At 39.8% G+C, this 25,506-nt stretch carries 20 protein-coding genes; 9 read left to right on the forward strand and 11 right to left on the reverse strand.

Annotation, left to right across the window (positions count from 1 at the left end; translation table 11 throughout):
* The first annotated feature begins 1 nt into the window (after position 1).
* The 4 genes from H8B06_RS01020 to H8B06_RS01035 all read left to right on the forward strand — a co-directional run bounded on the left by H8B06_RS01020 (position 2) and on the right by H8B06_RS01035 (position 2,937).
* The gene (locus H8B06_RS01020; RefSeq protein WP_190992415.1) at positions 2–673 is read left to right on the forward strand and encodes a response regulator transcription factor; all 672 of its coding nucleotides are present in this window, start codon (positions 2–4) and stop codon (positions 671–673) included.
* A gap of 4 nt (positions 674–677) precedes the next feature.
* Entirely contained in the window at positions 678–1,955 is a 1,278-nt protein-coding gene (locus H8B06_RS01025; RefSeq protein WP_190992416.1) for a sensor histidine kinase, read from the forward strand.
* 74 nt (positions 1,956–2,029) lie between these two features.
* Positions 2,030–2,473 (forward strand): PepSY-like domain-containing protein, encoded by a 444-nt coding sequence (locus tag H8B06_RS01030; RefSeq protein ID WP_190992417.1) that lies wholly within the window; start codon positions 2,030–2,032, stop codon positions 2,471–2,473.
* A gap of 20 nt (positions 2,474–2,493) precedes the next feature.
* The gene (locus H8B06_RS01035) at positions 2,494–2,937 is read left to right on the forward strand and encodes a PepSY-like domain-containing protein (RefSeq protein ID WP_190992418.1); all 444 of its coding nucleotides are present in this window, start codon (positions 2,494–2,496) and stop codon (positions 2,935–2,937) included.
* 24 nt (positions 2,938–2,961) lie between these two features.
* Here the strand turns inward: H8B06_RS01035 and H8B06_RS01040 are convergent, their stop codons facing one another.
* The 4 genes from H8B06_RS01040 to H8B06_RS01055 all read right to left on the reverse strand — a co-directional run bounded on the left by H8B06_RS01040 (position 2,962) and on the right by H8B06_RS01055 (position 8,451).
* Positions 2,962–3,177 carry a YqaE/Pmp3 family membrane protein gene (locus H8B06_RS01040; protein ID WP_130140964.1) on the reverse strand — a complete coding sequence of 72 codons (216 nt, stop codon included), beginning with the start codon at positions 3,175–3,177 and terminating at the stop codon, positions 2,962–2,964.
* A gap of 36 nt (positions 3,178–3,213) precedes the next feature.
* Positions 3,214–3,495: a hypothetical protein gene (locus H8B06_RS01045; RefSeq protein WP_190992419.1), complete on the reverse strand. Its 282-nt coding sequence runs from the start codon at positions 3,493–3,495 to the stop codon at positions 3,214–3,216.
* A 400-nt stretch (positions 3,496–3,895) separates the two neighbouring features.
* On the reverse strand, positions 3,896–6,469 hold the full coding sequence (locus tag H8B06_RS20870; protein WP_190992420.1) for a CHAT domain-containing protein: 2,574 nt from the start codon (positions 6,467–6,469) through the stop codon (positions 3,896–3,898).
* Positions 6,457–8,451, reverse strand: a complete 1,995-nt coding sequence (locus tag H8B06_RS01055; protein ID WP_190992421.1) for a PKD domain-containing protein — start codon at positions 8,449–8,451, stop codon at positions 6,457–6,459. The genes H8B06_RS20870 and H8B06_RS01055 overlap by 13 nt, the downstream gene beginning before the upstream one ends.
* A gap of 127 nt (positions 8,452–8,578) precedes the next feature.
* Between H8B06_RS01055 and H8B06_RS01060 the strand changes: the two genes are divergently transcribed.
* Together H8B06_RS01060 and H8B06_RS01065 are read left to right on the forward strand one after the other, a co-directional pair.
* The gene (locus H8B06_RS01060; RefSeq protein ID WP_190992422.1) at positions 8,579–9,145 is read left to right on the forward strand and encodes an RNA polymerase sigma factor; all 567 of its coding nucleotides are present in this window, start codon (positions 8,579–8,581) and stop codon (positions 9,143–9,145) included.
* Between the two features lie 12 nt (positions 9,146–9,157).
* Complete coding sequence (locus H8B06_RS01065; RefSeq protein WP_190992423.1) at positions 9,158–9,871, forward strand: hypothetical protein; 714 nt, start codon at positions 9,158–9,160, stop codon at positions 9,869–9,871.
* Positions 9,872–9,922: 51 nt separating this feature from the next.
* Here the strand turns inward: H8B06_RS01065 and H8B06_RS01070 are convergent, their stop codons facing one another.
* The 3 genes from H8B06_RS01070 to H8B06_RS01080 are packed head-to-tail and all read right to left on the reverse strand — an operon-like array spanning position 9,923 to position 13,777.
* Positions 9,923–10,675 carry an isocitrate lyase/PEP mutase family protein gene (locus H8B06_RS01070; protein ID WP_190992424.1) on the reverse strand — a complete coding sequence of 251 codons (753 nt, stop codon included), beginning with the start codon at positions 10,673–10,675 and terminating at the stop codon, positions 9,923–9,925.
* A gap of 46 nt (positions 10,676–10,721) precedes the next feature.
* Complete coding sequence (locus tag H8B06_RS01075; RefSeq protein WP_190992425.1) at positions 10,722–11,135, reverse strand: DUF6157 family protein; 414 nt, start codon at positions 11,133–11,135, stop codon at positions 10,722–10,724.
* 23 nt (positions 11,136–11,158) lie between these two features.
* Positions 11,159–13,777, reverse strand: coding sequence for a valine--tRNA ligase (locus H8B06_RS01080; protein WP_190992426.1), 2,619 nt, complete (start codon positions 13,775–13,777; stop codon positions 11,159–11,161).
* 147 nt (positions 13,778–13,924) lie between these two features.
* Between H8B06_RS01080 and H8B06_RS01085 the strand changes: the two genes are divergently transcribed.
* Positions 13,925–15,856: an LTA synthase family protein gene (locus tag H8B06_RS01085; protein ID WP_190992427.1), complete on the forward strand. Its 1,932-nt coding sequence runs from the start codon at positions 13,925–13,927 to the stop codon at positions 15,854–15,856.
* A gap of 11 nt (positions 15,857–15,867) precedes the next feature.
* Here H8B06_RS01085 and H8B06_RS01090 read toward each other — a convergent pair whose 3' ends face one another.
* The 4 genes from H8B06_RS01090 to H8B06_RS01105 all read right to left on the reverse strand — a co-directional run bounded on the left by H8B06_RS01090 (position 15,868) and on the right by H8B06_RS01105 (position 22,390).
* Complete coding sequence (locus H8B06_RS01090) at positions 15,868–16,878, reverse strand: hypothetical protein (protein ID WP_190992428.1); 1,011 nt, start codon at positions 16,876–16,878, stop codon at positions 15,868–15,870.
* Between the two features lie 90 nt (positions 16,879–16,968).
* Positions 16,969–18,207, reverse strand: coding sequence for a 2-oxoglutarate dehydrogenase complex dihydrolipoyllysine-residue succinyltransferase (gene odhB / locus H8B06_RS01095; protein ID WP_190992429.1), 1,239 nt, complete (start codon positions 18,205–18,207; stop codon positions 16,969–16,971).
* Between the two features lie 48 nt (positions 18,208–18,255).
* On the reverse strand, positions 18,256–20,985 hold the full coding sequence (locus H8B06_RS01100; RefSeq protein ID WP_190992430.1) for a 2-oxoglutarate dehydrogenase E1 component: 2,730 nt from the start codon (positions 20,983–20,985) through the stop codon (positions 18,256–18,258).
* A gap of 163 nt (positions 20,986–21,148) precedes the next feature.
* A complete protein-coding gene (locus tag H8B06_RS01105) occupies positions 21,149–22,390 on the reverse strand; it encodes a deoxyribodipyrimidine photo-lyase (RefSeq protein WP_190992431.1) in 1,242 nt (413 codons plus the stop codon).
* Between the two features lie 211 nt (positions 22,391–22,601).
* Here H8B06_RS01105 and H8B06_RS01110 point away from each other — a divergent pair, with 211 nt between their 5' ends.
* Positions 22,602–23,459, forward strand: coding sequence for a Rossmann-fold NAD(P)-binding domain-containing protein (locus tag H8B06_RS01110; RefSeq protein WP_190992432.1), 858 nt, complete (start codon positions 22,602–22,604; stop codon positions 23,457–23,459).
* Between the two features lie 75 nt (positions 23,460–23,534).
* Entirely contained in the window at positions 23,535–25,373 is a 1,839-nt protein-coding gene (locus H8B06_RS01115) for a UbiD family decarboxylase (protein ID WP_190992433.1), read from the forward strand.
* Positions 25,374–25,506 lie beyond the last annotated feature (133 nt).

Consider the following 25,506-nt stretch of genomic DNA (forward strand, 5'->3'; position numbering starts at 1 on the left):
GATGAAAATACTGATTATAGAAGATGAAATAGACCTTTGTGAGGTGATGAAATCATTTCTAGAAGGTGAAAAATATATCGTGGAAACCGCTAATGATTACGCGAGCGGATTCGCCAAATTGGCTAATTATGATTATGACTGTGTGTTACTGGATATTATGCTGCCAGGCGGTACGGGCATGCAACTGTTAGCGGAGTTGAGAGCATTGGGAAAAGATGACTCTGTCATCATCGTTTCGGCGAAGGATTCGGTGGAGGATAAGGTCGAGGGATTGGAATTGGGGGCGGATGACTATCTAGCAAAGCCTTTTCACCTCGCGGAGCTTTTGGCCCGTATCAAGACAGTTATCCGCCGAAGAAACCATCATGGAGAGCAGGCTATTCAATTTAAAGACGTTAAATTATTTCCAGAAGAGCGTAAAGTTCTTATTGGAACAGAGGAAGTCCAGCTAAACCGGAAAGAGTACGACTTGTTATACTATTTTATGATACGTCCGGAAAAACTAATTACAAAAACATCGCTTGCGGAAGCTGTTTGGGGTGACGATGCTGATCAATCCGATAACCTTGATTTTATCTATTCACAAATAAAAAATTTACGACGAAAACTCAAAAACCATCAAGCAGAAGTTGACTTTCAGGCAGTCTATGGCATAGGCTATAAATTGGTATAATACGATGCAAGTCTCTCTTAAAAATTATACGTTACGTTATTTAAGTATTGCTTTTCTCGTTATTATCACGATTTGGGCTGCATTGTTTTACGCCTTTATTCTGGAAGAGGTATACGATAATGTAGACGATGGATTGAAAAACCAAAAGATCTTGATCCTAAGGGAGGTGTACGAGGACCCGAACCTTCTGGAAACAAATGAATATGGCATTAACCAATTCCGAATTACACCGGTTGGTGATGATGACGATTTTTCGGAGGAGAATTATCTTGATAATGAATTTTTCTATATGCCCTATGACGATGAAATGGAACCTTATCGGGTGTTGCGTACGGGCTTCTACGCACCAAACCAGAAACCTTATCATTTGGAAATCCGTACATCTACTGTCGAGGAAGACGATTTGATACTAAATCTGACTACGGCACTCCTAGTTTTATACCTTGTGCTTGTTTTGGGCGTATATTTAATTAATGAATCGGCTCTTCGACGAGCTTGGCGCCCATTTCGAATTATTTTGGAGAACTTAAATCTTTATCGCTTTGGGAAAAAGGATTATCTAAAGCCTGTATCCACCAATATTATGGAATTTAATCAATTGGATGAGGAGATACATCGGATGTGGCGACGGAATGAGGAAGTGTTTGATGAGCAAAAGCGTTTTATTGAGAATGCTGCACATGAGCTGCAAACACCTTTAGCCATCACGATTAATAAATTGGAAATGTTAATGGAGGACGATTCCCTCTCCGAAGACCAACTGACACAGTTAGCGGAATCAAAATCATCGTTACGAAGATTGGTGAATTTGAATAAAGCGTTGTTAATGCTTTCGAGAATTGAGAATAAACAATATAAAGATGTTAAACAGCTTAATCTAAATCAACTGGTAAAGGAGATCAGTGCAGATTTCCAAGATTTTTTGTCTTTTAAAGATATAACACTACAGCTGAAGGAAAATGGGATTTTCGATATATCGATGAACAAAGATTTGGCACTTGTATTGATCTCTAACTTGTTCCGAAACGCCATACGATATAATATAAATGGGGGAATAATAACTGTACATATACAACATAATCAGCTTTCTATCACTAATACAGGAAATCAAGTTTCTTTAGATCAAGAAAAAATTTTTAACCGCTTTCATAAAGGGACGCAGGATAGCCAATCGAATGGTCTGGGACTTGCTATCGTGAAATCTATTGTCGATACCTATCCCGAGTTGTCGATTAATTATCGCTTTGAGGATAATAGGCATGTATTTTCGCTGAAAAAATAAATAACATTATTCCAGTTCCTAAATTTTTCCTAAATCAAATACAATTTTTGTAGTATCAAAAGAATGTATTAAAAATGAAAATGTCATTAAAAATAACCGCAATGATATTGTTGCTATTTATCGTATCGAACGCTTCTGCGCAAGATAAAGTAATATCATTTGCAAAACTGCCTACTAAAGCCCAAACATTCGTGAAAAAGCATTTTTCAGAAAACGATGTTACGACAGTCATCATAGATACAGAATATCTTATCAAAAAAGAGTATGAAGTACGCTTGAAGAATGGCTCAAAAATTGAATTTAACTCGGATGGAGAATGGGAAAAAATAGAGATGAAAGGAGTCGCCTTGCCCATACAAGTTATTCCGCTAGCAATTTCCCAGTATATCCATAAAAGCTTTCCAAATACGTTTGTAAAAGAGGTGAAGAAACAAAAAAATGGATATGAAGTGGAGATTTCAAACGGACTTGATTTGGAATTTTCAAAAAAAGGTGAGTTTATTAGAGTTGATGATTAACAAATTTTAGATTATATATAATGAAAAAAACACTATTTGGATTGTCTTTATTGGCAATAACATCGTTCTCCACTATTTCTTGTGATGACGATAAAGTGATTTCAGAAGCAGAATTACCAAAGAAATCTCAAGATTTCATTTCGGAGTATTTTGCAGGAAAATCTTATTCGCGAGTTGAAAAGGAAGGAAAAAACTATTCTGTAAAGCTTGGTGAGCCAGGCAGTCAAATTGAAGTAGACTTCGATGCTGATGGTAATTGGATGGAAGTAGATGGAGATGACGGGATATATATTCCGACAGGTTTTATTTTACCTAAAATTGTGGATTATGTAGAGGATAATCATCCTAATGACGGTATCAATGGTATTGAAAAGATAGCTTCGGGGTTTGATGTGGATTTAGTGGTTTCGGATACTGATTTGATCTTCAACGTGAGTGGTGATTTTGTGAGACAAGATAGATAACAAATAGGGGCGATTCTCGCCCCTTTATTTTGTCTCATAATATATCGGACGTTGCATTTGTCTCTCCAATTGTCGGATGCGATTCTTATTTTTCTCATCGATACGGGAAGCTACAGCCCATATCGCCGCAGGTAACCAACCGATTAATGTAAACTGTAAGAAAAGACAGATAAAACCAATGAATATCTTTCCTCTCAAAAAGAACGATAGCCAAGGGAACAAGACTGCAATCAATATCATCGTATTATTATTTTAATATTTTCTGAATTCTTTTTTTTAATAAGGTTCTATTTCGTTGTTTTGAATAGATGTTTCTTTTTTGTGCTCCCGCTCAAACGTAATATTTATTCCAAAAGTCAAAGCAAAAATAATACCGATTATTAGGGCAAAAGGAACAAGTATTGCGATCACAAAAGCGATAATGAAAGGAAGTTGGATGTATGGTTTACCTGTTTTCGACGTTATGTTGACCTTTGTCTCTTGAATCCAATACGTGATTTTCTGAAAGGCGTCGGAGATGTTGTCGCTGTTTACAGTGAATGTTTTTTTTGTTTCCATGATGTTCTTTTAATGTAGTTATTTATTTATCTCTTTTTGTATACTCCAAAGATAGTCTAGTTACAAATACAACCGTAGGTAGAATAGGTGTGCTTAATACATTTCTCGGTAAAAACAGTGTAGCACTCGGTGAAAATGTGTGAATTTAATTCTTTGATCGTTGGATGGTAACATTTTCAGTTACTAGCTGATATATCTACGAGTTTAACAAATTTATTCACTAAAAAAAATTAACGTTATGGAAAAACTTTTATCGAGGATGATTGTTCTAGAAAAGGACATCAAACGCTACAAAAGAAAAAGAGGTATAAAATATCAAATGATTTAAATTATGGAAAAGAATTTTGACGTGCCTCATGGAAGCCATGAAAGCATACAGCAGGGGATGATACCGAATGAATCATTTCTGATGTTTATGGTGGGGTTTATAATGTTTGTTTTTAAACTTTGTAAACCGTAATATGCCATAGAGGCAGATACCTAGCACAAGGAAAGCAATTAAGATTTTCCATGCAAATTGCTGTAGACTTGTATATTTATGCAAGTCTACTTTTATATCTATTCCGGTATAGGCGATATTGGCCCAATACCAAGGATTTGCACCTAACGCGGATTGTTCGGAAAGATACTTTCTTTTTGCTTCCGCTAAAGCATGAATGGGCTTTTTGTGTATCGTCAACTCCTCATAGAATTTTGCCATAATACCTAGCATAGCGTCATCACTAGCAAACCAATGTGTTGCCATTACTCCCGGAATTCCTTTGCTTAAGAATGCTCTATTGATGCTTTCCAATCCTTCAGAAGGAAGAAGATTACCTGAAGCTGTATTACAGGCTGAAAGAACCACAAGAGGTGAATTGATATGGTAATAGCGAAGTTGATCGGCAGAAATAGCTTGATGGAGAAGTAGTCTGGCTTCCTGTTGCGGTGTAACAACTGTATGGGCAGCAATATGGATAATAGAGGGTGTAGGTAAATCTTGATAAGAGAAAATTCTCGTCTTATAATGTAATTGAAGGTTTTCCACCTCTTTTCTCACAAAATGAAGATCAGCTAGTGGAGGGGGGTATTTATCGCGATATAATATACTGATTTGAAGATCATGAAATGATGTGTTTGGATACAAGTCGTTAATTAAAAGGGAATTAACATATTGAATGTCGAAGTCTTCCACTAAAAATCTGTCAGATTCTCGAAGTGCATCAAAAGGGAGGATGTATAACTCGTTATGGAGGGAAAGCCGTAGCGTTGAATATCGGCAAGGGAGAGATGGCAATAACTGGTTCTTCAAGTATTGTGCGCTAGCAAAATAATGTTTTGGATTGTTGTTGAAACGATGGGGAGATGTCGAGAAATAATCTGTCTTAAATTGAATGATGGAATCCAGTAAACCTACACTTTTCTGTCGTATATAGGATATTTGACCCCTATCTATTTTGAAAATGGACAGTGTACTATCAGGGTGGATAAAATAGGAATATGTTAGGGATAAACTATCACGTAGCTGTCGCTGAAAAGTTTCAAAGTTTGGTAATGCCACTTTTCTGGTGAAATACCGCTCTTCTAATTGAAAATCAGTTAGCATGGATTGAATCGAGTGATTTATCTCGGTAAGGTCGCTGCTATCGGTTAAGTTATCACGTATCAGATAGAGCTGTTGGAGCGCTTTCATCCCTTGACTTAGTGTTGTCGTGTCGCTTTCCCAAAATGTTGTCCGATTAATGTCATTCCAAAGCATACGACCTTTTGCTAGTTCAGTCAACCACAGAAGCTTGATTAGTTTCGCCTGACTAAAATTTTCCGGATTTCCGATGTGATTAAAAACGAGACTTAAAAGCTGTTGATTCCATTTGTTTCCGGTAATATGGCTGGTTTTGCTCGTAATATTTTGTTGGAAAGCAAAATCTTCCTCGATCGCTTGTTCAAAATGATAAAATGCGGAATCTATATGTTGTTTTGCATAAACTAAACCTAAGTTTTTTAATACGGAAATTTTGGTGTAACTTGATATAGAAGGTGAAGTAACGTGCTCATCGAACAGCTTCTTTGCTTTCTCAAAACAGGCTTTAGCTTGTGTGAATTCCTCTTTTAGTAAAAAGTTCTCTCCAAGAGTGTTATAAAGATTTGCTTTTTCTCGAAAACGGGTATGTGGAAAAAACTTTTTTTCTACAGATAAGGCTTCTACGAGATATCTTCGACTTAAATCTGTTTGATTTTCTTGTAATAGAAATATGGATTTTCGTTCCAATACAGGGATTTTGCTTAGCGCTAAATTTTCGTCTAAAGGCAATGCATTCGCTATTTCAAGGGCAAAATTAGTATGCCATTTGGCTGAATCGATATTGTTCAAGGTAGCATACGCAGAGGATAAGGAATAATGCAAAAGAACATGCAAATAATCGTTTTTTGCATGGTGTTTTAATCCCGAAAGTGCAGCATTTTTTGATTTTTCGTGTTCACCCTTGTACACATACAGGAGTGCAAGATTGTTGTAAAGCGATGCTTTTGTTGTGTTGTGTTGTGTTTCATTTATAGCCTTTAATTGTAGATTTTCCGCCTTTTCGTAGTCCGCAATTACCGTGTAATTATTAGCAAGTGGTTTGTACAAATACGTTAACCTGTCTTCCCGATTTAACAAGCTGTTTTCGTTATCGTATAGTAAAGCTTTTTCGTAATATTTGATCGATGCTAAAAAACGGCTGTGTTCCCGAAAGCTATAGCCCATGTTGATCAAAATCCAAGTATATGTTTCTTTCTGTGCTTCGTTGAGCACTTTGTTTTCTATTGGTTGGAGAAAGAGATCCGGCTGTTTTTCAAAGGAAGTATACTGATCGTATACCAATTCTCCGAGCGAATCGATAAGGGAAGTCGCTATGGAGTCTGACGGCGTGTTGTCCAGCACACGTACTTCTTGATTCCTACAGGCTAGACAACTAAAAATAAACCCGATTAGGAATAATCTTACAATCGCCACATCAAATAGAAATTAAGGTTGCTCTTATATGTTTTGTCAAAATGATAGCGTATACCGAATGCCGGTCCCAAATACGTGCGTCCTATATTTAGATCCACTAAAGGTGCGAGTAGCAAGGGTGATATTTTTTCTTTTTCAGCATTTCTATTTACCGTGTGTTCCGTTCGTTCTCCCCCAGCATTAATCAGGTGATAGGTTACTTGTTGATCATTCTGCAAATTAACGTTTGTTTTGACGAGCGCACCTACACCTGCCGATATATATCGACTGATATTGTAACGAATTTGTACAGGGACTTGCAGGCTAAGATATTTTTTCGTCGCTGAGCTGTCTAAACCACTGTATCCGTAGTACATGAGGTCTCCTCTTTCATTAGGTAGTTGTATTTCCCCTTTTCGGTCGGCAAATGAAGCCGCATAATCCACTCCAAAAGTACTCGCATAAAGTTCCACTTGCCAATAAGGTTTGTTATAAGGAGCGATAGGGGCTAATCCTAAGCCAATAGTCAGCCCTTTTGTTAATTTACCGATTTCGTCATTGGGATGTTTAGCGGGAGCGTTTAGCCCCAATGTAATTATCGGTGATAGCCCAGGACGGAAACGGGCTGTTGACGTATTGGTGCGAATAGGATCGTTTTTGTCAAAATAGATATTGGTATAGCTCGGAAGTGCTTTGTTCTGCAATTTTTTGTGTGATTTCAATGTAAAGCGGATAAATCCCTTGGTGCTATCTTGATCTGTAATCGTCGGTGAAGCTGTTCCGGGTAGTGCGATTCCACGAAAATGGAAAATGATTTTATCGTCATCCTTGATTTGGTATGTATAGCATCCCAAATCTTGATCGGTTAAACAGGTATCGCATTGCGGATAGAGGTTGAGTAGTCTAAAGGTGTTTACATCCACTTGATTGGGGAAAAACATCTCCAGACGGATGTTCTTCGCATCACCCTCGCCATCGTTCTGAAATTGTACTTTATAGGTCAGTGTTTTCTTTTTAAACTGTAAACGATAATCTAGGAGAGCAGGTCTTACAGACATTTTATTAGGGTCATGTGATTTGATGATGGGCACGTCGAGTTTATGGATAACCGGATTACCGCCTTCCGCAAGATATATTCCGGTAACCGTGACGATAGCATTCGTATCCGCAAGCATTTCGGGGGTAATATCTAGATTGATAATGGAAAATTGGCTATCACCTACATCACCCTCAATTTCATATTGCGTCACGGTATTGTATTCGTCCAACAAGCTGTTGAAAAAACGCGCGGCTTCATTGCCTGTAAAATTTAATTCCTCCCGGATGCCATAATCGGGACTACCACTTTGCGTAATGGAGGTATGTGTTACATTTGCCCATAGGGATTCCAATTCTCTCTTGCGTTCAACAGAAAGAATATTTTCATTATGGTAGCGGCTTTGATTTGCAACGACAAAGCCGTTAGGATTGATAAGCTTTTCATTGGTTAACACCAAGATTTTTCCCTTAGGGGCACTTGGTTTGACACCGACGATCAATGACATATCCTCGCCGGGTACGGCGTTGGCATTTTTAAACAGTTGAAATACTTCATTCGATTTGAAGAAATTACGTTCGAATATATTTGGAAGTTTATCTGCACTTGCTAGTTTAGATTCTACTTTCACCTTCGTTTTAGGTTTCTTGGGCCGAGGGCCATTGTCGTAATTGTTGACAATATATAAGGAAACATCGTATTCTCCAGGCTCTTCATATTGGTGCTCCGGTGATTCCTGCGTACTGAATTGCCCGTCTCCAAAATCCCATAAATAAGTGTAGTAGGCCTGGCGACCTCCCGGAATGGGCACTAAAGGCCGTATAACCGGGGTAAACTTAACACTATTTGTTAGGTATTCCGTTTGGATAGACGAAGGAAACGTGTCTTGCCGAACCACTAAAGTATCCTGCCCCAAAGCAATATGGCTATAAAAGGCCACAAGTAGGTAGTAGAGTGCTCTTTTCATAACTTACCAATTGGTAAAATTCTTTTGTACTATTTCCAAAAATAGCGTAATTTGTTATAAACTTAAGAAACCGAGCGATAAATATTATTAATACACAGTGATTACGTGAAAATACTGACCAAGTTACATGCATAGCGATCAAAAATATATTCAATTTCTGCTTCAGAATAATGGAGAGGGGATACAGCATATCTACCGGAAATTTGCCGACAAAGTAGTTGCATTGATCCGTCACAACAGTGGAACGGATGACGATGGATTTGACATGCTACAAGAATCCTTGGTCGATATTTACCACATGGCAAAATATAAAGATTTTCAATTGACAACCTCTTTTGAATCTTTTTTATTATTGGTCAGCAAAAGAAAATGGCTGAACGAATTAAAAAAAAGAAAAAACAAAGAGGTAACAAATGTAGAGAATTATGTATTTGATATAGAAGATGATTCACAAGCAGTGTATAGGGAACATATGACACTAGTCGAAAAAGAAAAAATATTGATGGAACTTGTCGATACGTTAGGTGAGCGATGTCAGGAAATTATTAAACGTTGCATGGTATCAAAGAATCAAGAAAAGATTGCGATATCTCTTGGGTTGACGTATGCATATCTCCGAAAGAAAAAAAGTGAATGTATGGCGAAATTGGGGGAAAGAGTGAAAGCGCATCCTTTTTTTAAAGCGAATAGCTAAAAAAGTAATGAGATGAAAACGAGAGAAGAACTTATTCAGGATTATATAGATCAAGTCTTATCGTCTACAGATAAGCAACTATTTGATACACTTTATGAAAGTGATGCTGAATTTCGAGCAGAATTGAAGTTGCAGAAAGAAATGACCAATATACTTAGTCGAAGGCTTTCGTCCGACGAGGAAACGTTGCGTACCAATCTTAAAAAGGTAGAAACAACATATCGGAAAGGAAAAGTGATCCGTTGGAAACAATGGCTTATACCTTTGGCTGCAGCAGCCTGTCTTCTTATTGTTGCGAAGTTTGTTTTCTTCCCGTCCGATACGGCATTATATGAATTGCCGGAAATGCGTTCAGAAATTGTACGTGGAAACCAAAGTAACGAATCGGATAGTTATGAACGTGCTGTGGAAGCTTTTAATGCGAAAGATTATCAAGAGAGTACTCCAATTTTGTTAGCATTACACCATGCTGATGAAGCAATTCTACAATATCAATTTTATCTTGGGCTTAGCTTAATAGGCGAGAAAAAATTTGATGACGCACAGAAATATCTCCTGTTTTTAGCAGATGGTGAATCGGTTTTCCAACAAGAGGCTAGTTACTATTTGGCCATTGCTTTGATGGAGTCAGGACAAACGGAACAAGCAAAACAGAGGTTGTCTAACATTGATCCATCGTCTAAAATTTACGAAAAGGCGAAGAAGTTGTTGGATCGTATAAAATAAAATAGGAGGTCCTGCACCTCCTATTTTTTTATGGTTTGATCCTGATCTCGTTTACGATTTGGGAAGCCTAGGATCATTTACAAAATATTGAAATACATCTATATTCTTCTCCACTAACCATTCATAGATTTTTGCGCCATGACTTAACCGCTTTACGCCCCATTGATGCAATGTGGTTAAGTCGGGTAGGGTGTCTATTAAGAAAACATTGAGTGGAAGCTGAGTAGAAGAAACAATTTTCTGAATATCTTCTTTTGTTTCCACAAGGGGAATGAAGAGCCCGTCGGCACCAGCTTTCTCATATAGAGATGCTCGGGTGATAGATTCTTCCAATGCTTGTGGATGTTCGGTTGTGTACGTATCAGCACGAGCATTAATAAACATTTGGGGTGTAGTGGCTTTGATCGCTTTGATTTTATTTGCCAACAATAGTGCATCCTGTAGCTTTCGTTCGCCGTCAATGACCTTACCATCTTCCAGATTAATCCCTACTACACCGAGGTTGGCTAGTTGTTGAACATGCTTAGAAACGGTATCCGGATCATCGGAATACCCCGCTTCAAAGTCTACCGATACGGGAATGTCAACGGCTTTCACGATGCGCTCGACCATAAACAAGATTTCGTCTACCGATATCTGTTCGCCGTCTTCATAGCCTAAGAGATTTGCAATCGCGTGGCTGGAACTTCCCAATGCTTTAAAACCGGCGTCTTCTGCAATTTTCGCACTTTGTGCATCCCATACGTTTCCTAATACCAATATCTGATTTTCCTGATGAAGCTGTTTAAATGTAGTATATGACATAATCCTATGTTTTTACTAAAAGAACAGCAGAAAATGGGTTTGGTTTTTATTTACTGGATTTCATTGCTTTAACAAGCTTTAAATGCTTGTTGGTAATAAACTTTTTATATTCGGGGGTTTCCAGACCATAAATAGCCATTTTGCCCTGATCATCGCAATGGATACCAAACCCATATGCTTTGGTGAGGGGGGAGGCCCGGAAGCAAGGCTGTCCTTTAAAAAAGAATTGTTTCCGGGCCTGTTCGTATGCAGCTTCCGTTAAATCGTTCCTATCCGCAAATACCTGGAACAGTATATCATCGGATGTGAATTTGTAAGGATTTTCAGCCAAAAGTTCATATTGCATTTCCGCAATCGTCTTTTTATCCCCTTTGGATCGCGGTATCGTTCCACAAGCTACTTTAGTGTCATCCGCTACCGTAATGAATGTATCCTTGTAGTTTGTTGTGTGGGCTTTCATCGTGATAAATATAAGTAATGTTATTATCCTAATGCAACTAAACTCTCCTCTAGAATCTTAATCTTTGCTTCGGCATCCGCTTTTTTGTTACGCTCATTATCTACAATTTCCGGTTTGGCATTCTGTACAAAACGTTCGTTGGATAACTTTTTGTCTACGGAGACTAGGAATCCTTGGAGGTAGACGATTTCTTTTGTAATACGTTCCCGCTCAGCTGCCACATCAATATTTCCCGTGTCCAGTTTTACATAGCATTCACTCTTTCCGGCAAGAAAACTTAAAGCTCCGGTTATCTTTTCTTGCACGAAGGCTAAATCCGAAACATTAGCTAATTTGATAATGCTATCTTGGTATTTTGCAAAATCAATCTCGGTGCTGTTAATCGCTAACGGAAGCGGTGTTTTAGGCGATATACCTTTTGAGTTTCGTACATTACGCACCTCCGAAATAATTTGCTGTACCGTTGTAAATTCCTTGATGATTTGCTCATCATAAGCTTGTACAGTAGGATATTGGGCCACGATAACACAATCTTTGGTGTCGCGTGAACCAAATAATTCGTCGTGCCATAGTTCTTCGGTCAGAAATGGCATAAAAGGATGTGCCAATGTTAAAACTTTTTGGAAAAATTCTTTGACCGTTTCCAGTGTCTCTTTCTCAATAGGCGCTTGATAAGCTGGCTTTACTAACTCCAGATACCAAGCACAGAAATCATCCCAAATCAATTTATAGGTAGCCATTAAGGCATCGGAAAGACGATAGTTGGCAAAGTGTTCGTCAATTTCGGCTACTGCCTGATTGAAACGGTTTTCGAACCATTGTGCTGCCGTTTTTTGTCCTACTGTCGCAGGTGCATCCGTACTTTCCCAGCCTTTAACCAAACGAAATGCGTTCCAGATTTTGTTGGCAAAATTTCGACCCTGTTCGCAGTAAGCCACGTCAAACATGAGGTCATTTCCGGCAGGAGAGGAGAGAAGCATCCCTACACGTACCCCATCGGTGCCATATTGTTCCATAAGCTCTATCGGGTCGGGTGAATTGCCGAGTGATTTAGACATTTTGCGTCCTAATTTATCACGGACAATCCCCGTAAGATATACATTACGGAACGGTGGTTTCTGTGTATAGTCATGTCCCATGATGATCATACGCGCCACCCAAAAAAATAGAATCTCCGGTGCAGTTACCAAATCATTGGTCGGATAATAATAGTTGAAATCTTCGTTTTCCGGATGACGTACACCATCAAATACAGACATTGGCCATAAGCCTGATGAAAACCAGGTATCTAAAACATCGTCCTCTTGACGGATACCATTTGCAGACTTGTCTTGTGCTTCAAATTCGTGCAGCGCTTCTGCCTCTGTTTTCGCAACTACCCATTCATTATTTTCATTGTACCAAGCAGGGATACGTTGGCCCCACCACAATTGACGGGAAATACACCAGTCTTTTACATTTTCCATCCAATGCTTGTATGAAGCAAAGAATTTTTCCGGAATCAGCTTTATGGTTCCATTTTCTACGTATTCCAAGGCCGGCTTCGCCAATGCATCCATTTTGCAAAACCATTGCATAGAGAGTTTCGGTTCGATAGCAGCATCCGTGCGCTCTGAGAAACCAACCTGCGATTTGTAATCTTCGATTTTCGCTATCTGATCGGCTTCTTCCAGCATTTTAACTACTTTCTTGCGGGCGATAAAGCGATCTTCGCCAACCAGGATTTGTGCTTTTTTATTCAATGTCCCATCATCGTTCAAAATATCGATAACAGGCAGATTATGCTTTTGTCCTAATTCATAGTCGTTCAGATCGTGAGCAGGTGTCACTTTTAGACAGCCCGTACCAAATTCCATCTCCACGTATTCGTCTTGGATAACGGGGATTTCACGATTTACTAACGGAACAAGGATGGTTTTCCCCTGAAGATGTTGGTAGCGTTCGTCGTTCGGGTTGATACAGATGGCGGTATCGGCCATGATCGTTTCGGGACGAGTAGTCGCAATAATAATATGGTCTTCACTATCTTGGACTTTATAACGAATGTAGTATAGTTTCTGATTGACTTCTTTACGGATTACCTCTTCGTCCGAAAGTGCCGTTTTTCCCTGCGGATCCCAATTGACCATCCGCACCCCACGATAGATATAACCTTCTTTGTAAAATTTAATAAACGTATCGATAACCGCTTCGGATAAATCTGGATCCATTGTAAATTTAGTGCGCTCCCAATCACAAGACGCCCCCAACTTTTCTAATTGCTTCAAAATGATGCCGCCATATTTGTCCTTCCATTCCCAAGCGTGTTTTAGAAAATCCTCCCGCGTCAACGATTTTTTATCGATACCTTGTTCTTTAAGCATTGCAACCACTTTTGCTTCCGTAGCAATCGACGCGTGATCTGTTCCGGGTACCCAGCAGGCATTTTTGCCTTGCATACGCGCACGACGGATCAGTACATCTTGAATAGTGTTATTCAGCATGTGTCCCATATGCAGCACACCGGTAACGTTCGGTGGCGGCATCACAATGGTATAGGGTTCGCGTTCATCCGGTGTCGAACGGAAAAAATTATTCTCCATCCAATAAGAGTACCATTTTTCTTCCGCTTCTTTGGGGTTATAAGTTTTTGCTATGCTCATTATTGTAAATCGTTCAAAAATCGAAATGCAAAAATACAGAATTAGCCGCAATTGTGCGAATGCGTTGATTTGCATTATTATTATGTAAATTTGTGGTTAATTTTATGTTAATTTACAACTGCCGTAAGTTTTCTTTTTTATCTACGAATGAAATATAGGTCTTATAATTTAGTGAATACCTTTTGGTTATTAACTATTCAATTTCTCCTGTTGTTACTTTTATATGCCCTACTGCGCATAGGATTTTACGTTTATAATAGCTCGTTATTTCCCAATGTGGCGACAAATGATTTTCTTTTGATGTTGTGGGGTGGGATAAAATTTGATGTGGTTGCATTACTATATTTAAATATGCTCTATATTTTAATGCAGGCCATACCGTTCACATTCAAATATGCACGTCGTTATCAAAGAATAGCGCATTGGATCTTTATCGTGACCAATAGTTTCGGCGTGGCACTCAATGTGATTGATTATGCGTATTATCCGTTTACCTTAAAGAGAACAACGGGAACGGTATTTCGTCAATTTGCGAACGAAGAGAATCTTAGTAAATTAGCTTTTGATTTCGTCTGGGGATATTGGTGGCTCGTGTTGTTTTTTATTGCTTTGGTTTTTGTCGTGAGGGCCATCGCCCGTATAGTTATTATATACCGTCCTCGGAAACTTTCATTCCCATTTTATATCGCGCATACTGGGTTATTTCTATTCGTCGCATTTCTATTTATAGGAGGCGTACGTGGCGGATGGGCACACAGCACGCGTCCGATCACATTGAGCAATGCGGGTGACTATGTACACAATCCGGAAGAAATGAATATTGTGCTGAATACGCCTTTTAGTATCTTAAAGACGCTAAAAGCTGTTCAGTTTAAAGAAGTTCATTTTTATACCGAAGAAGAACTGCAGAACGTTTATCCCGTTATTCATCAACCCAATGATACGGCCGATTTTAAGAAAATGAATGTGGTGGTCTTGATTTTAGAGAGTTTTGCAAAAGAACATATCGGCGCACTGAATAAAGATATACAAGGAGGGAGTTACAAAGGATATACCCCGTTTTTAGATTCGTTGATTGGAGAGTCCTATACGTTTTCCAGATCCTTTGCGAATGGTAGAAAATCCATTGATGCGTTGCCCTCGGTTATTACAGGTATCCCATCGATAGGTGAGCCTTTTGTCTTATCGATATATTCTGGAAATAAAACGACGAGCATGGCGAAGCTGTTGGGTAATGAGGGATATGAAACGGCTTTTTTTCATGGGGCGCCCAATGGGAGCATGGGGTTTTCGGCGTATATGCAGCTCGCCGGAATTCAACATTATTTTGGTAAGAACGAGTATAATAATGACAAGGACTTCGATGGGATATGGGGTATTTGGGATGAACCTTTCATGCAGTTTATGGCGAAAGAGCTGAACAATCTCCAACAGCCTTTTTTTGCCGGCTTTTTTTCTTTATCGTCTCACCACCCCTTTAAAGTGCCTGTTCAATACGAAGGAAAATTTCCCAAAGGTCCGCTTCCGGTGCAAGAACCTGTGGGGTATACGGATTACGCTTTACGACAGTTTTTTAAGACAGCCTCGCAGATGCCCTGGTTTGACAATACACTATTTGTTATTTGCGCCGACCATGCCACCGTAAGCCATTTGCCTGAATACAAGACATCTGCCAATAGCGTAGCCATTCCGATTATCTTTTATCAGCCGAGCGATGATAATCTGCAGGGCGTTTCCGATAAATTGGTACAGCAAATCGATATTATGCCTACGGTATTGAATTATCTCGGGTATAATAAGCCGTATTTTTCGTTTGGTTTTGATGCTTTTTCCAGTGATAGAAATAATTTCTTAGTGAATAACATTAGTGGTACCTATTGTTTCTTTCAAGATGATTATTTTATGACGCACGATGGAGAACAGCCTCTTTCCTTATTCAACCTGAGAAAGGACCGCCTGGAGCAGCATGATCTGTTGTCAATGAAGCCACAAGTTGCGGATAGCTTGGAGCGGAGCTTAAAAGCTTTTATCCAGCAATACAACAACCGTATGATCCACAATGATTTGACAGCGCCATAAGTAAGGAGGTATTAAAACAAGACTTTTCCGAATCGGTATCGTAAGGTAAATGCTTGTTGGTTACTGAGTTGATCCGGGGCGAAATGGAAAGAGGCCGTAAACCTCCCTTCTAGATTTCCTCGTCGGAAAGGTGTCCAACCCAAATCAAGACGGTTGTACGTGTTCCGGTGATAAAAGGAATCGCCATTAGGAAGATGCTGTGCCTCCCCGAGATATAACGTATTGCTAACGAAAAATTGCTTATAGCCTAGATGTAGGTTTGAAATAAAACCTTTAGCTACACGGAGATCATACTCGTTGCGTACACGGTCGAAGCCAATGGCCATACCGGCCTCTATCGTCAGCGAGTCCAAAAATGTCTTACGGCTTAAATCAGCACCTATACGTAGAATTACGATACCATTATCCTGTATATTATCTTCAAGCTCCACATTGCTCGTTTTTGCGTTATGGTAGAGTAGTGCATCGTCGGCTACATAGAAGCTGCTGAAAGTATATTTTCCCGAAAGGCCTACTACAAAACGTTCCCGCTGATGATAGCTTTGTTTGCTTAGCCAATCGATATAGATTGCCTGCTTCATATATTGGTTGCGGAAAGCAAAATACATACCTTCTATATTTGGACGCTCATAGAAGAAGGTGTCGGCCAGTACCATTCTGGGCACATCCGCCAATCGCTCATGACGGGGCATGTGTCCTAACGCAAAATCGATATTTTTATTGCTGAAATTATAGTAAGCAATAGGGGAGATACGTTCCTTATTTTCATTATTTATGCCGAAGTCCTGATTATAATGAAGCCCGCCATAAATGCGGTGGTTGCTGTCTAAGGCAAAATACAGTTTAGGCGATAAAATGGTGCCTAGGAAAGTCTTGTCTTCTGTGTAACTGGATTTATATTCTCTATTATCAACATATCCAAAGAAATCGACTTCTAAACCCATTTGTTGCTGTGCTTTGGATATCGAGGTAATGCCACAGCACAAGAGGGCAATAGTTAAAACGAGTATATATTCTTTCATGAGCAATAGTTGTCCATAGCAAAACGTGTTTTCAGAAAAAAGGTCGTCTCTATAGAAGAAGACGACCTTTTAGAGCGTATAGGTATTTATTTATACTTCTAATAATAACCTTGCCGGATCTTCCAGCAATTGCTTTACACGAACGAGAAAGCTTACGGATTCGCGACCATCAATGGTACGGTGATCATACGATAATGCAATATACATCATCGGACGGATAACCACTTGCCCATTTTCAGCTACTGGACGTTGCACGATGTTATGCATGCCCAAAATAGCCGATTGAGGAGCGTTGATGATCGGTGTAGACATCATGGAACCAAACACACCACCGTTGGTGATCGTAAATGTTCCACCTGTCATTTCCTCAATAGTCAATTTGTTATCACGTGCTTTTGTTGCAAGATTAATAACTTCTTTTTCAATTTGATACAAACTCATGGATTCCGCGTTGCGGATAACCGGAACCACCAAACCTTTAGGAGCAGATACCGCAATAGAAATATCGGCAAAGTCTGAATAAACGATTTCGTTTTCTTCTATACGCGCGTTAACCGCTGGCCATTCCTTCAAGGCCATGGTTACAGCTTTCGTAAAGAAGGACATGAAACCTAAACCGACACCGTGTTTTTCTTTAAAGGCGTCTTTGTATTTTGCACGAAGATCCATGATAGGCTGCATGTTTACCTCGTTAAAAGTAGTCAACATCGCCGTTTCATTCTTCACGCTTACCAAACGTTTCGCGATTGTTTTACGGAGCGACGTCATTTTTTCCCGACGTTCATTGCGTGAGCCGGCAGCAGCAACCGGAGTAGATGCAGCTGACCCCGTGTCAGGTTTGCTTTCTGCTTTAGGTGTTGCAGGTTTAGCCTGCGCTTTCTCAGCGTCCTCTTTGGTAATACGACCATCTTTGCCCGTACCTTTGATTGTAGACGGGTCGATTCCTTTTTCTCTTAATATTTTCGCTGCAGCCGGAGATGCTGTTCCTGCAGCATAAGAATCTGAGTTTTCAGTTTCTTCTTTTGCTGGCGCAGTTGTCTCTTCTTTTGCAGCAGGAGCTTCTTCTTTTTTATCTGCACCCCCAGCTGGAGCATCCCCATCTTCGATGGTACATACTACCGCACCAATTTCTAAAGTGTCACCCTCTTGTGCAATAATTTTAAGGATCCCCGCCTTTTCTGCAGGTAATTCAAAAGTTGCTTTGTCGGATTCCAATTCAGCGATGTTTTCGTCCATTTCAACGTAATCGCCATCTTGTTTTAGCCATTGTGCCAAGGTCACCTCTGTGATCGATTCTCCTACGGCAGGTACTTTGATTTCTAAGCTCATATTTTTGTTTTATATTATATCAACAACAAGGATAATTGTTGATATGTTTTATATTTCGAATGCTTTATTAATTATCTCTGCTTGTTGTGCCAAATGACGTTTCATATAGCCTGTAGCTGGTGATCCACTTTCCGGGCGGGCAATAACACGTAGGTTGAACGGTGAACCACTGAGTTTGCGGCAGTAAAAAGGCCATGCTCCCATATTTTCATTCTCCTCTTGTACCCATACGAATTCTGCCTTCGCATATTTTTTGCGCAGCGCTTCAAGTTGATCGTATGCAATCGGGAATAATTGTTCTACACGTACAAGTGCAATATCTTTACGTTTATCAGCTTCTTGTTTTTCTAGTAAATCGTAATAGATCTTACCCGAGCATAAGACAACACGTTTTACAGATTTGGCCGTTACATTTGCATCGTCTATTATTTCTTGAAAACTTTTTTGCGTAAAATCAACAAGAGAAGAAACAGCTTTCGGATGCCGTAAAAGGCTTTTCGGTGTTGCCACCACCAACGGTTTACGGAAGTCGCGATGAAGCTGACGACGTAAGAGATGGAAGTAGTTTGCAGGCGTTGTGCAATTGGCTACAATAATATTGTCGTTGGCACTCAATTCCAAATAACGTTCGATACGACATGAAGAGTGTTCTGGGCCTTGTCCTTCCATTCCATGAGGAAGAAGCATAACGAGTCCGTTCGATCTTTTCCATTTTGTTTCGCCCGAGGAGATATATTGGTCAAATACAATCTGTGCACCATTGGCGAAGTCACCAAATTGAGCTTCCCAAATCGTCAATGAATTGGGATTCACCGATGCATAGCCGTATTCAAACGCTAATACCGCATATTCTGAAAGCAGTGAATTGTAGATACTAAACTTATCCCCTCCCTTTAATTTGCTAAGCGGGGTGTACGTTTCGTCCGAATCCTCCAATGTAACGACCGCGTGCCGGTGCGAGAATGTACCGCGTTGCACATCTTGTCCAGAGATACGGACACGATAATCTTCGTTCAATAATGTGGCATAAGCCATTAATTCACCCATCGCCCAGTCGTATTTGTCCGTTTCGATCATTTTTAATCGATCCTCATATACTTTGGTAATCTTCCGGAAGAATTTCTTGCCCTTCGGTAAAGAATTCATTTCCTTGGCAAGTTCTAAAAATAACGTTTTAGTAACTTTCGTGATTACGGGTTTGCCAATATCCGATTGTTTCGCCGGACGAAGACCTTTCCATGCTCCCGCAAACATCGGACGTTCATCGCTAATCTCCTCTACCGTTTTCGCCGCATCTAAACGATCCTGCAAAATCGCACGGAAATCTTTTTCTAGTGTTTTTGCGTACGCCGCATCGATAGAACCTTGTTTAATCAATTTGTCTACGTATATCGCCAAGGTATTCGGATGCTTTTCAATGAGTTTATATAGCGAAGGTTGTGTGAACTTCGGTTCATCTGCTTCGTTATGTCCGTATCTTCTATAGCCTAATAAATCGATAAACACATCGGTTTTATATTTCTGACGATATTCTACGGCCAGATTAATCGCATATACTAATGCTTCTACATCATCCCCATTAACGTGGAAAACAGGAGATAAGGTTACTTTTGCGATGTCTGTGCAATAGGTAGAAGACCGTCCATCTTTATAGTTTGTCGTGAAACCAACCTGATTGTTAATCACGATATGGATAGTGCCGCCAGTTTTATACCCATCCAATTTCGACATCTGTATGGTTTCAAATACAATACCCTGTGCAGCTACAGCTGCGTCACCATGAATAAGGATAGGCGCAATTTTAGAAGAATCGCCGGCATATTTCATGTCAATTTTGGAACGTACCATACCTTCTGCCACACCATCTACGGTTTCCAGATGTGATGGATTTGGTGCAAGACTAAGGTGAATATTTTTCCCCTCTTGGCTGGTAATATCGGAAGAAAAACCCAAGTGATATTTCACGTCGCCGCCAAACTGCGTTTCTGGGTCGGCTTCATACATTTTTCCTTCAAATTCAGAAAATATAGTTTTGTAGGCTTTGCCCATAATATTGGACAACACGTTCAAGCGTCCGCGATGTGCCATGCCAATAACAAATTCTTCTATTCCGAGGGAAGATCCTTTTTGAATAACAGAGTCCAGTGCTGGAATCAAAGATTCACCACCTTCCAAGGAAAACCTTTTTTGCCCCAAAAACTTGGTGCCTAAAAAACTCTCGAAAATGACAGCTTCGTTTAATTTCTTTAAAATACGTTTTTTCGTCTCTATGGGGAAGTTCGGTGTATTTCTGTCTGCCTCCATTCTATCCTGTAGAAACTTGATTTTTTCGGGATGACGGATGTAACGAAATTCTGCACCAATAGAACGACAGTAAGTCTCCTCAATAAATTGACGAATATCGCGGAGTTTTGCAGGGCCGAGACCAATTTCCACACCGGCATTGAAAACCGTATCCATGTCTACTTCCGATAAACCGAACGTTTCCAGTTCTTTTCCAGGAAAATATTTACGGCGCTCACGAACAGGGTTAGTCTCCGTAAACAGGTGTCCACGGTCACGGTAACCATGAATCATGTTTAAAACCTTGATTTCTTTAATGGTGTGCTCGGGAGTTTGTTCGGCAATAGTTTCTCCTCCGTAGGTTTGTCCGAAATCGAATCCTTCAAAAAACTTCTGCCAACTGGCGTCTACTGAATTTGGGTCTTCCTTGTATGCTTGATATAACGCGTCAATGTATCCTGAATCGGCGTTACTCAAATATGTTAATTTATCCATGAGGAAAGCTTACGTATAAAAATTTTGCCCAAAGTTAACAAATATTACATATTATGTCATGGATAAATGCAATAAAAAACGAGTTTAAACGGCAAATAATCTTCCATATAGAAATTATATGACAAAATGCTGTGTCTCTAGGAAGAACGGGCTTTATATTACACTATTTTGTGATCTTTTTTGTTTGATAATTTTTCTTCAAGAGTTCTTCCCACGATGTTTTTAAATTGTCTTTTGGGCTAGTGCCTGATCCGGCAAAGTGAAGCCAATATCCGTAGGTAGTCGCAGGTGCGTAATCCAATAGATATTCTTCAAAAAAACTAGCTCCTGCTAAATGATTAATATCCCATTCCTGTAGCATGTAGGCCGCTAAGATATCCCGGTGTTCATAGGGTAAATTACCTGTTGTTTGCAGCTCTTGGATTAGTTTGTCGATAATAGGATGATTACTGCCCGTTATAAATACTTTTAAATCATCTTTAGAAGCAATTTTCCCGCTTTTGTCCGTGTGATTTGGTTTAAAAAATATATTGGGATATTTTTTTAACATAAATCGAAAATAATCACGCCATAAAAGACGCATCAATAATCGATCATATTTCTTTTTGTTTGCAGGGTGATAATATTCTTTGATTTTGTGATAGTAAAAAGCTGGGGAAATGGCTCCATGCGCAATATAAGGAGAGATGAGGTTATAGTCATTTACATCACTATAATCTGCAGAGAGCGTCTTTTCAATCATTTCCAATGCTTTTTCTTCTCCCCCCTGTAGAGGCATTTCTATATTGTCTAGCGATGCGATGGCTTCGGGTGAAAATCCCAAATCTTCTAATGTAGGGATGTGGGTGGCTTCCAGATGTGGATGTGTTGTAATGCGCGTGACAGCTGGCAAGACCGGCCGTACGAAGCTCTCTTTTTCGACCTTTTTCTTGAATGCGTTGAAAGAATCTGGGATATCCCTGATGGGAATAGGTAAATCCTCTTTATGATATAAAGTATGGCCTATGAAATGTTTTAAATTAATCTTTTCTTTCCAAAGCGTTTCCTCCACACGTTCTGATATGCTCGTTTCCCGTTGGGCGACTTCTCTATGGTGATACACCTCTGTTACTTCGTATTTGGCACATAGTGTGCCTATTATATCTTCTGGCTTATCATGAAAAACGAGTAAGTCACCCCCTATTTCTTGTAGGGTAGATTTAAAATGAGTAACGGATTCCAAAAGAAACTTAGTACGGATGATGCCGGTATTCTGAAATCCTACGTCGTTTGTTCTAAAATAACGGGGATCAAAGAAATATACCGGTATGATAATGTCACCTTTTTGCACAGCTTCATGCAAAATTTCATTATCATGAATACGCAAATCATTCCTGAACCATACTAAAATTACCTTTTTTGTCATACAAGAAAATGCCAAGCGGAGATGTTAACGATTGATGCAAATATAGCGTAAAATATGATGTTATTTAGGTGTGTGAGCTCTTTTTACAAAGGGGAGACAAATGGATCGGCAAATATCAACGCCTATTTTTTTGTAACAAATGGAGTTTTTTGTGAACATTCACCGTCATATTGTGTTATGAACTCAGATGATTATATAACTGGATTTTTTTATGGATATTTTGATTAGCGGACTCAATAATTATGTAGGACGGCGGTGTACCAGCTTGATGGCCGATGGGGATTTCCGTTTGTTCGCTATCACGAGAAACAGGAAGCTGTTTGAAGAACGTATGTCCGAACCAATACACGCTCAAGTATTTGAGATTGATTTATTGAAGGAGGATGTAGTTGATGGTAAGGGGCTACCTTATATAGATGCGTCTTTTTATTTTACCCAAGTGCCGGCGTTGGACGATAGTGTTAACGTAAGAGTGGAATTGCTTTGTTTGCGCAATTTTATTCGGTTAATGAAGTATTTAAAATGCAATAGACTGATTTATGTAGCGAGGCTTATGGATAGACACTCTTTGCAGCCCATTATAGAGCTGTTGAAAGAGCTTCAGGTAGACTATACGGTGGTACTGAAAAATATAGTAGTCGGGAAAGATTGTATACTTTATAATATATATCAGCAGATGTCCGCCCGTAAAGTAGTGTTTTATTCTAAACAATACGGCGGCGGGTTGCTTCAGCCTATTGGAATACATGACTTTGTGCGTTGGCTGAAAGCGATTTTACCGGTCCCGAATTTTCATTACAAGGTGGTGGAAATAGGAGGGGAGAATATAATCTCTGCCGTTGATCTCTATCGACTTTACTTAAATCTAAAGATGAAACTGAATGTACAACGGATGATATCCTTGCCGGATTGGCTGTTTGGTTTGTTGTATCAACGAGATATAAAAGAAAATACGGGACCGACGGAGTTTTTGCAACCTGTGCTGGTAAATAAGATAATCGATAATAATTGGAAGTCTTATTTTCCTTTTACATTTACGCCACTAGAAGACATCCTTGTAGCAGAGTAGCAGAGTAATTTTATTGGTCATTGCCCGTTTTCCGGTTATTCTGTTATTTTTGTTGTTCACTATATTTCGTAAGGCATGGGGTACAGCAGTTTAGCAGCGTGTGTCGCTGATTTAGAACAACACGGGCATTTGGTGCGTATTAAAGAGGAAGTCGATCCGTATTTGGAAATGGCCGCTATCCACATGCGCGTATTCGATACAGAAGGGCCGGCACTATTTTTTGAAAACATCAAAGGTTCTAAGTTTCCGGCGGTTTCCAATCTCTTTGGAACGTTGGATCGCTCCAGATTTATGTTTCGTGATACATTGGATCACGTCAAAAAATTGGTTGACGTGAAGATGAACCCTATGTCGGTGTTCAAAAATCCCTTTAATTATATAGGCTCATCCATGGTTGCACTCGGCGCGCTCCCCTGGAAGAAGAGAACTGGATCTCCTATTCTATATGGGCAGACACAAATTTCTGCTTTACCCCAGATCGTTAATTGGCCGATGGACGGTGGTGCATTTGTGACCATGCCGCAAGTGTATACGGAAGATGCTTCACGTCCGGGCATTATGCAGGCTAATCTGGGGATGTATCGTATACAACTATCCGGAAATGAATATGTGCAGGACAAAGAAATCGGGCTTCACTATCAATTGCATCGTGGGATTGGTGTGCATCAAACAAAAGCAAACCAGCTTGGTGTGCCCTTAAAAGTCAGTATTTTTGTCGGCGGACCTCCTTCGCACCCCCTCTCGGCTGTGATGCCATTACCCGAAGGGCTTTCGGAAATGATTTTTGCTGGAACCTTGGGGAATCGACGGTTTCGTTATTTTTATGATGAAGAAGGGTTTTGTATTTCCGCAGATGCGGATTTCGTTATTACGGGTACGGTATACCCTAATGAAAATAAGCCCGAAGGACCGTTTGGGGATCATATAGGGTATTACAGCTTAACGCATCCATTTCCTTTGATGAAGGTGCATAGAGTTTATCACCGTCAAAATCCCATCTGGTCATTTACGGTGGTTGGCAGACCGCCACAAGAAGATACCAGTTTTGGCGCACTGATTCATGAAATCACAGGTAACGCTATTCCACAACAAATAAATGGTCTACATGCTGTTCATGCAGTAGATCCTGCGGGGGTGCATCCGCTGCTATTTGCGATAGGAAGTGAGCGGTATACACCTTATCAAGAAGTCGACCGACCGCAGGAGGTCTTGACGATTGCAAACCAGATCTTAGGTACGAATCAATTAAGCTTGGCAAAATATCTTTTTATCAGTGCGCACGAGGATAATCCGCGATTGAATATTCATGATATCCCCGGATTTTTTATGCATATCTTGGAACGTATTGATCTAACCCGCGATTTACATTTTTTGACCAATACCACGATTGATACGTTGGATTATTCCGGAGATGGACTAAATGCTGGTTCAAAAGTTACGTTTGCGGCGGTAGGAAAGAAAAAGCGGGAGTTACGAAGAGAGATTCCGCTATCCTTAAACCTTCCCCGCCCGTTTAATCAGGCAAAAATGCCCTTACCGGGTGTTATCGTGCTAGATGGAAGCCCCTTTACCACTTATAGAGAAGAAGCTGAAGCAATCGAGGCCTGGTGTAGAGAAGCGAAATCCCAAGATTGGGATGGCATTCAACTGATTGTATTGGCTGACGATGCCGCTTTTACGGCAGATACCATTAATAATTTTGTTTGGATAACGTTTACCCGCAGTAACCCGGCCTATGATATCTATGGTATCGATAGCTTTACTTCCTTCAAACATTGGGGATGCAAAGGGCCTGTTATTGTAGATGCACGTCGTAAGCCACACCATGCCCCGGACTTGATTAAGGACGAAACCGTGGAACGAAGGGTGGATGGTCTTGGTGCTAAGGGGGGATCTTTGCATGGGATTATTTGATGAGTGAAAATATATAGTCTGCACTGAAATGCTTGTTTTTGTGTGATTTTATTAAATAAATGCTATTTGTATTGCGTTATTTTTAATAAAAAATAAAAAATATTGTGAATTTAATTTTTTAATGTGTTTCTTT

This window comes from Sphingobacterium micropteri (genome assembly GCF_014692515.1).
In the GTDB taxonomy this organism is placed as follows: Bacteria; Bacteroidota; Bacteroidia; order Sphingobacteriales; family Sphingobacteriaceae; genus Sphingobacterium; species Sphingobacterium micropteri.

What these genes read in the sequence shown, in the direction of transcription:
- H8B06_RS01045 (WP_190992419.1), bottom strand. Translation starts at nt 3,495, where the DNA reads ATGGAAACAAAAAAAACATTCACTGTAAACAGCGACAACATCTCCGAC.
- H8B06_RS01085 (WP_190992427.1), top strand. Translation starts at nt 13,925, where the DNA reads ATGAAATATAGGTCTTATAATTTAGTGAATACCTTTTGGTTATTAACT.
- H8B06_RS01075 (WP_190992425.1), bottom strand. Translation starts at nt 11,135, where the DNA reads ATGAAAGCCCACACAACAAACTACAAGGATACATTCATTACGGTAGCG.
- H8B06_RS01090 (WP_190992428.1), bottom strand. Translation starts at nt 16,878, where the DNA reads ATGAAAGAATATATACTCGTTTTAACTATTGCCCTCTTGTGCTGTGGC.
- H8B06_RS01040 (WP_130140964.1), bottom strand. Translation starts at nt 3,177, where the DNA reads ATGATATTGATTGCAGTCTTGTTCCCTTGGCTATCGTTCTTTTTGAGA.
- H8B06_RS01060 (WP_190992422.1), top strand. Translation starts at nt 8,579, where the DNA reads ATGCATAGCGATCAAAAATATATTCAATTTCTGCTTCAGAATAATGGA.
- H8B06_RS01035 (WP_190992418.1), top strand. Translation starts at nt 2,494, where the DNA reads ATGAAAAAAACACTATTTGGATTGTCTTTATTGGCAATAACATCGTTC.
- H8B06_RS01110 (WP_190992432.1), top strand. Translation starts at nt 22,602, where the DNA reads ATGGATATTTTGATTAGCGGACTCAATAATTATGTAGGACGGCGGTGT.
- H8B06_RS01055 (WP_190992421.1), bottom strand. Translation starts at nt 8,451, where the DNA reads ATGAAAAGAGCACTCTACTACCTACTTGTGGCCTTTTATAGCCATATT.
- H8B06_RS01080 (WP_190992426.1), bottom strand. Translation starts at nt 13,777, where the DNA reads ATGAGCATAGCAAAAACTTATAACCCCAAAGAAGCGGAAGAAAAATGG.
- H8B06_RS01020 (WP_190992415.1), top strand. Translation starts at nt 2, where the DNA reads ATGAAAATACTGATTATAGAAGATGAAATAGACCTTTGTGAGGTGATG.
- H8B06_RS01105 (WP_190992431.1), bottom strand. Translation starts at nt 22,390, where the DNA reads ATGACAAAAAAGGTAATTTTAGTATGGTTCAGGAATGATTTGCGTATT.
- odhB (WP_190992429.1), bottom strand. Translation starts at nt 18,207, where the DNA reads ATGAGCTTAGAAATCAAAGTACCTGCCGTAGGAGAATCGATCACAGAG.
- H8B06_RS01030 (WP_190992417.1), top strand. Translation starts at nt 2,030, where the DNA reads ATGAAAATGTCATTAAAAATAACCGCAATGATATTGTTGCTATTTATC.
- H8B06_RS01115 (WP_190992433.1), top strand. Translation starts at nt 23,535, where the DNA reads ATGGGGTACAGCAGTTTAGCAGCGTGTGTCGCTGATTTAGAACAACAC.
- H8B06_RS01025 (WP_190992416.1), top strand. Translation starts at nt 678, where the DNA reads ATGCAAGTCTCTCTTAAAAATTATACGTTACGTTATTTAAGTATTGCT.
- H8B06_RS01070 (WP_190992424.1), bottom strand. Translation starts at nt 10,675, where the DNA reads ATGTCATATACTACATTTAAACAGCTTCATCAGGAAAATCAGATATTG.
- H8B06_RS01100 (WP_190992430.1), bottom strand. Translation starts at nt 20,985, where the DNA reads ATGGATAAATTAACATATTTGAGTAACGCCGATTCAGGATACATTGAC.
- H8B06_RS01065 (WP_190992423.1), top strand. Translation starts at nt 9,158, where the DNA reads ATGAAAACGAGAGAAGAACTTATTCAGGATTATATAGATCAAGTCTTA.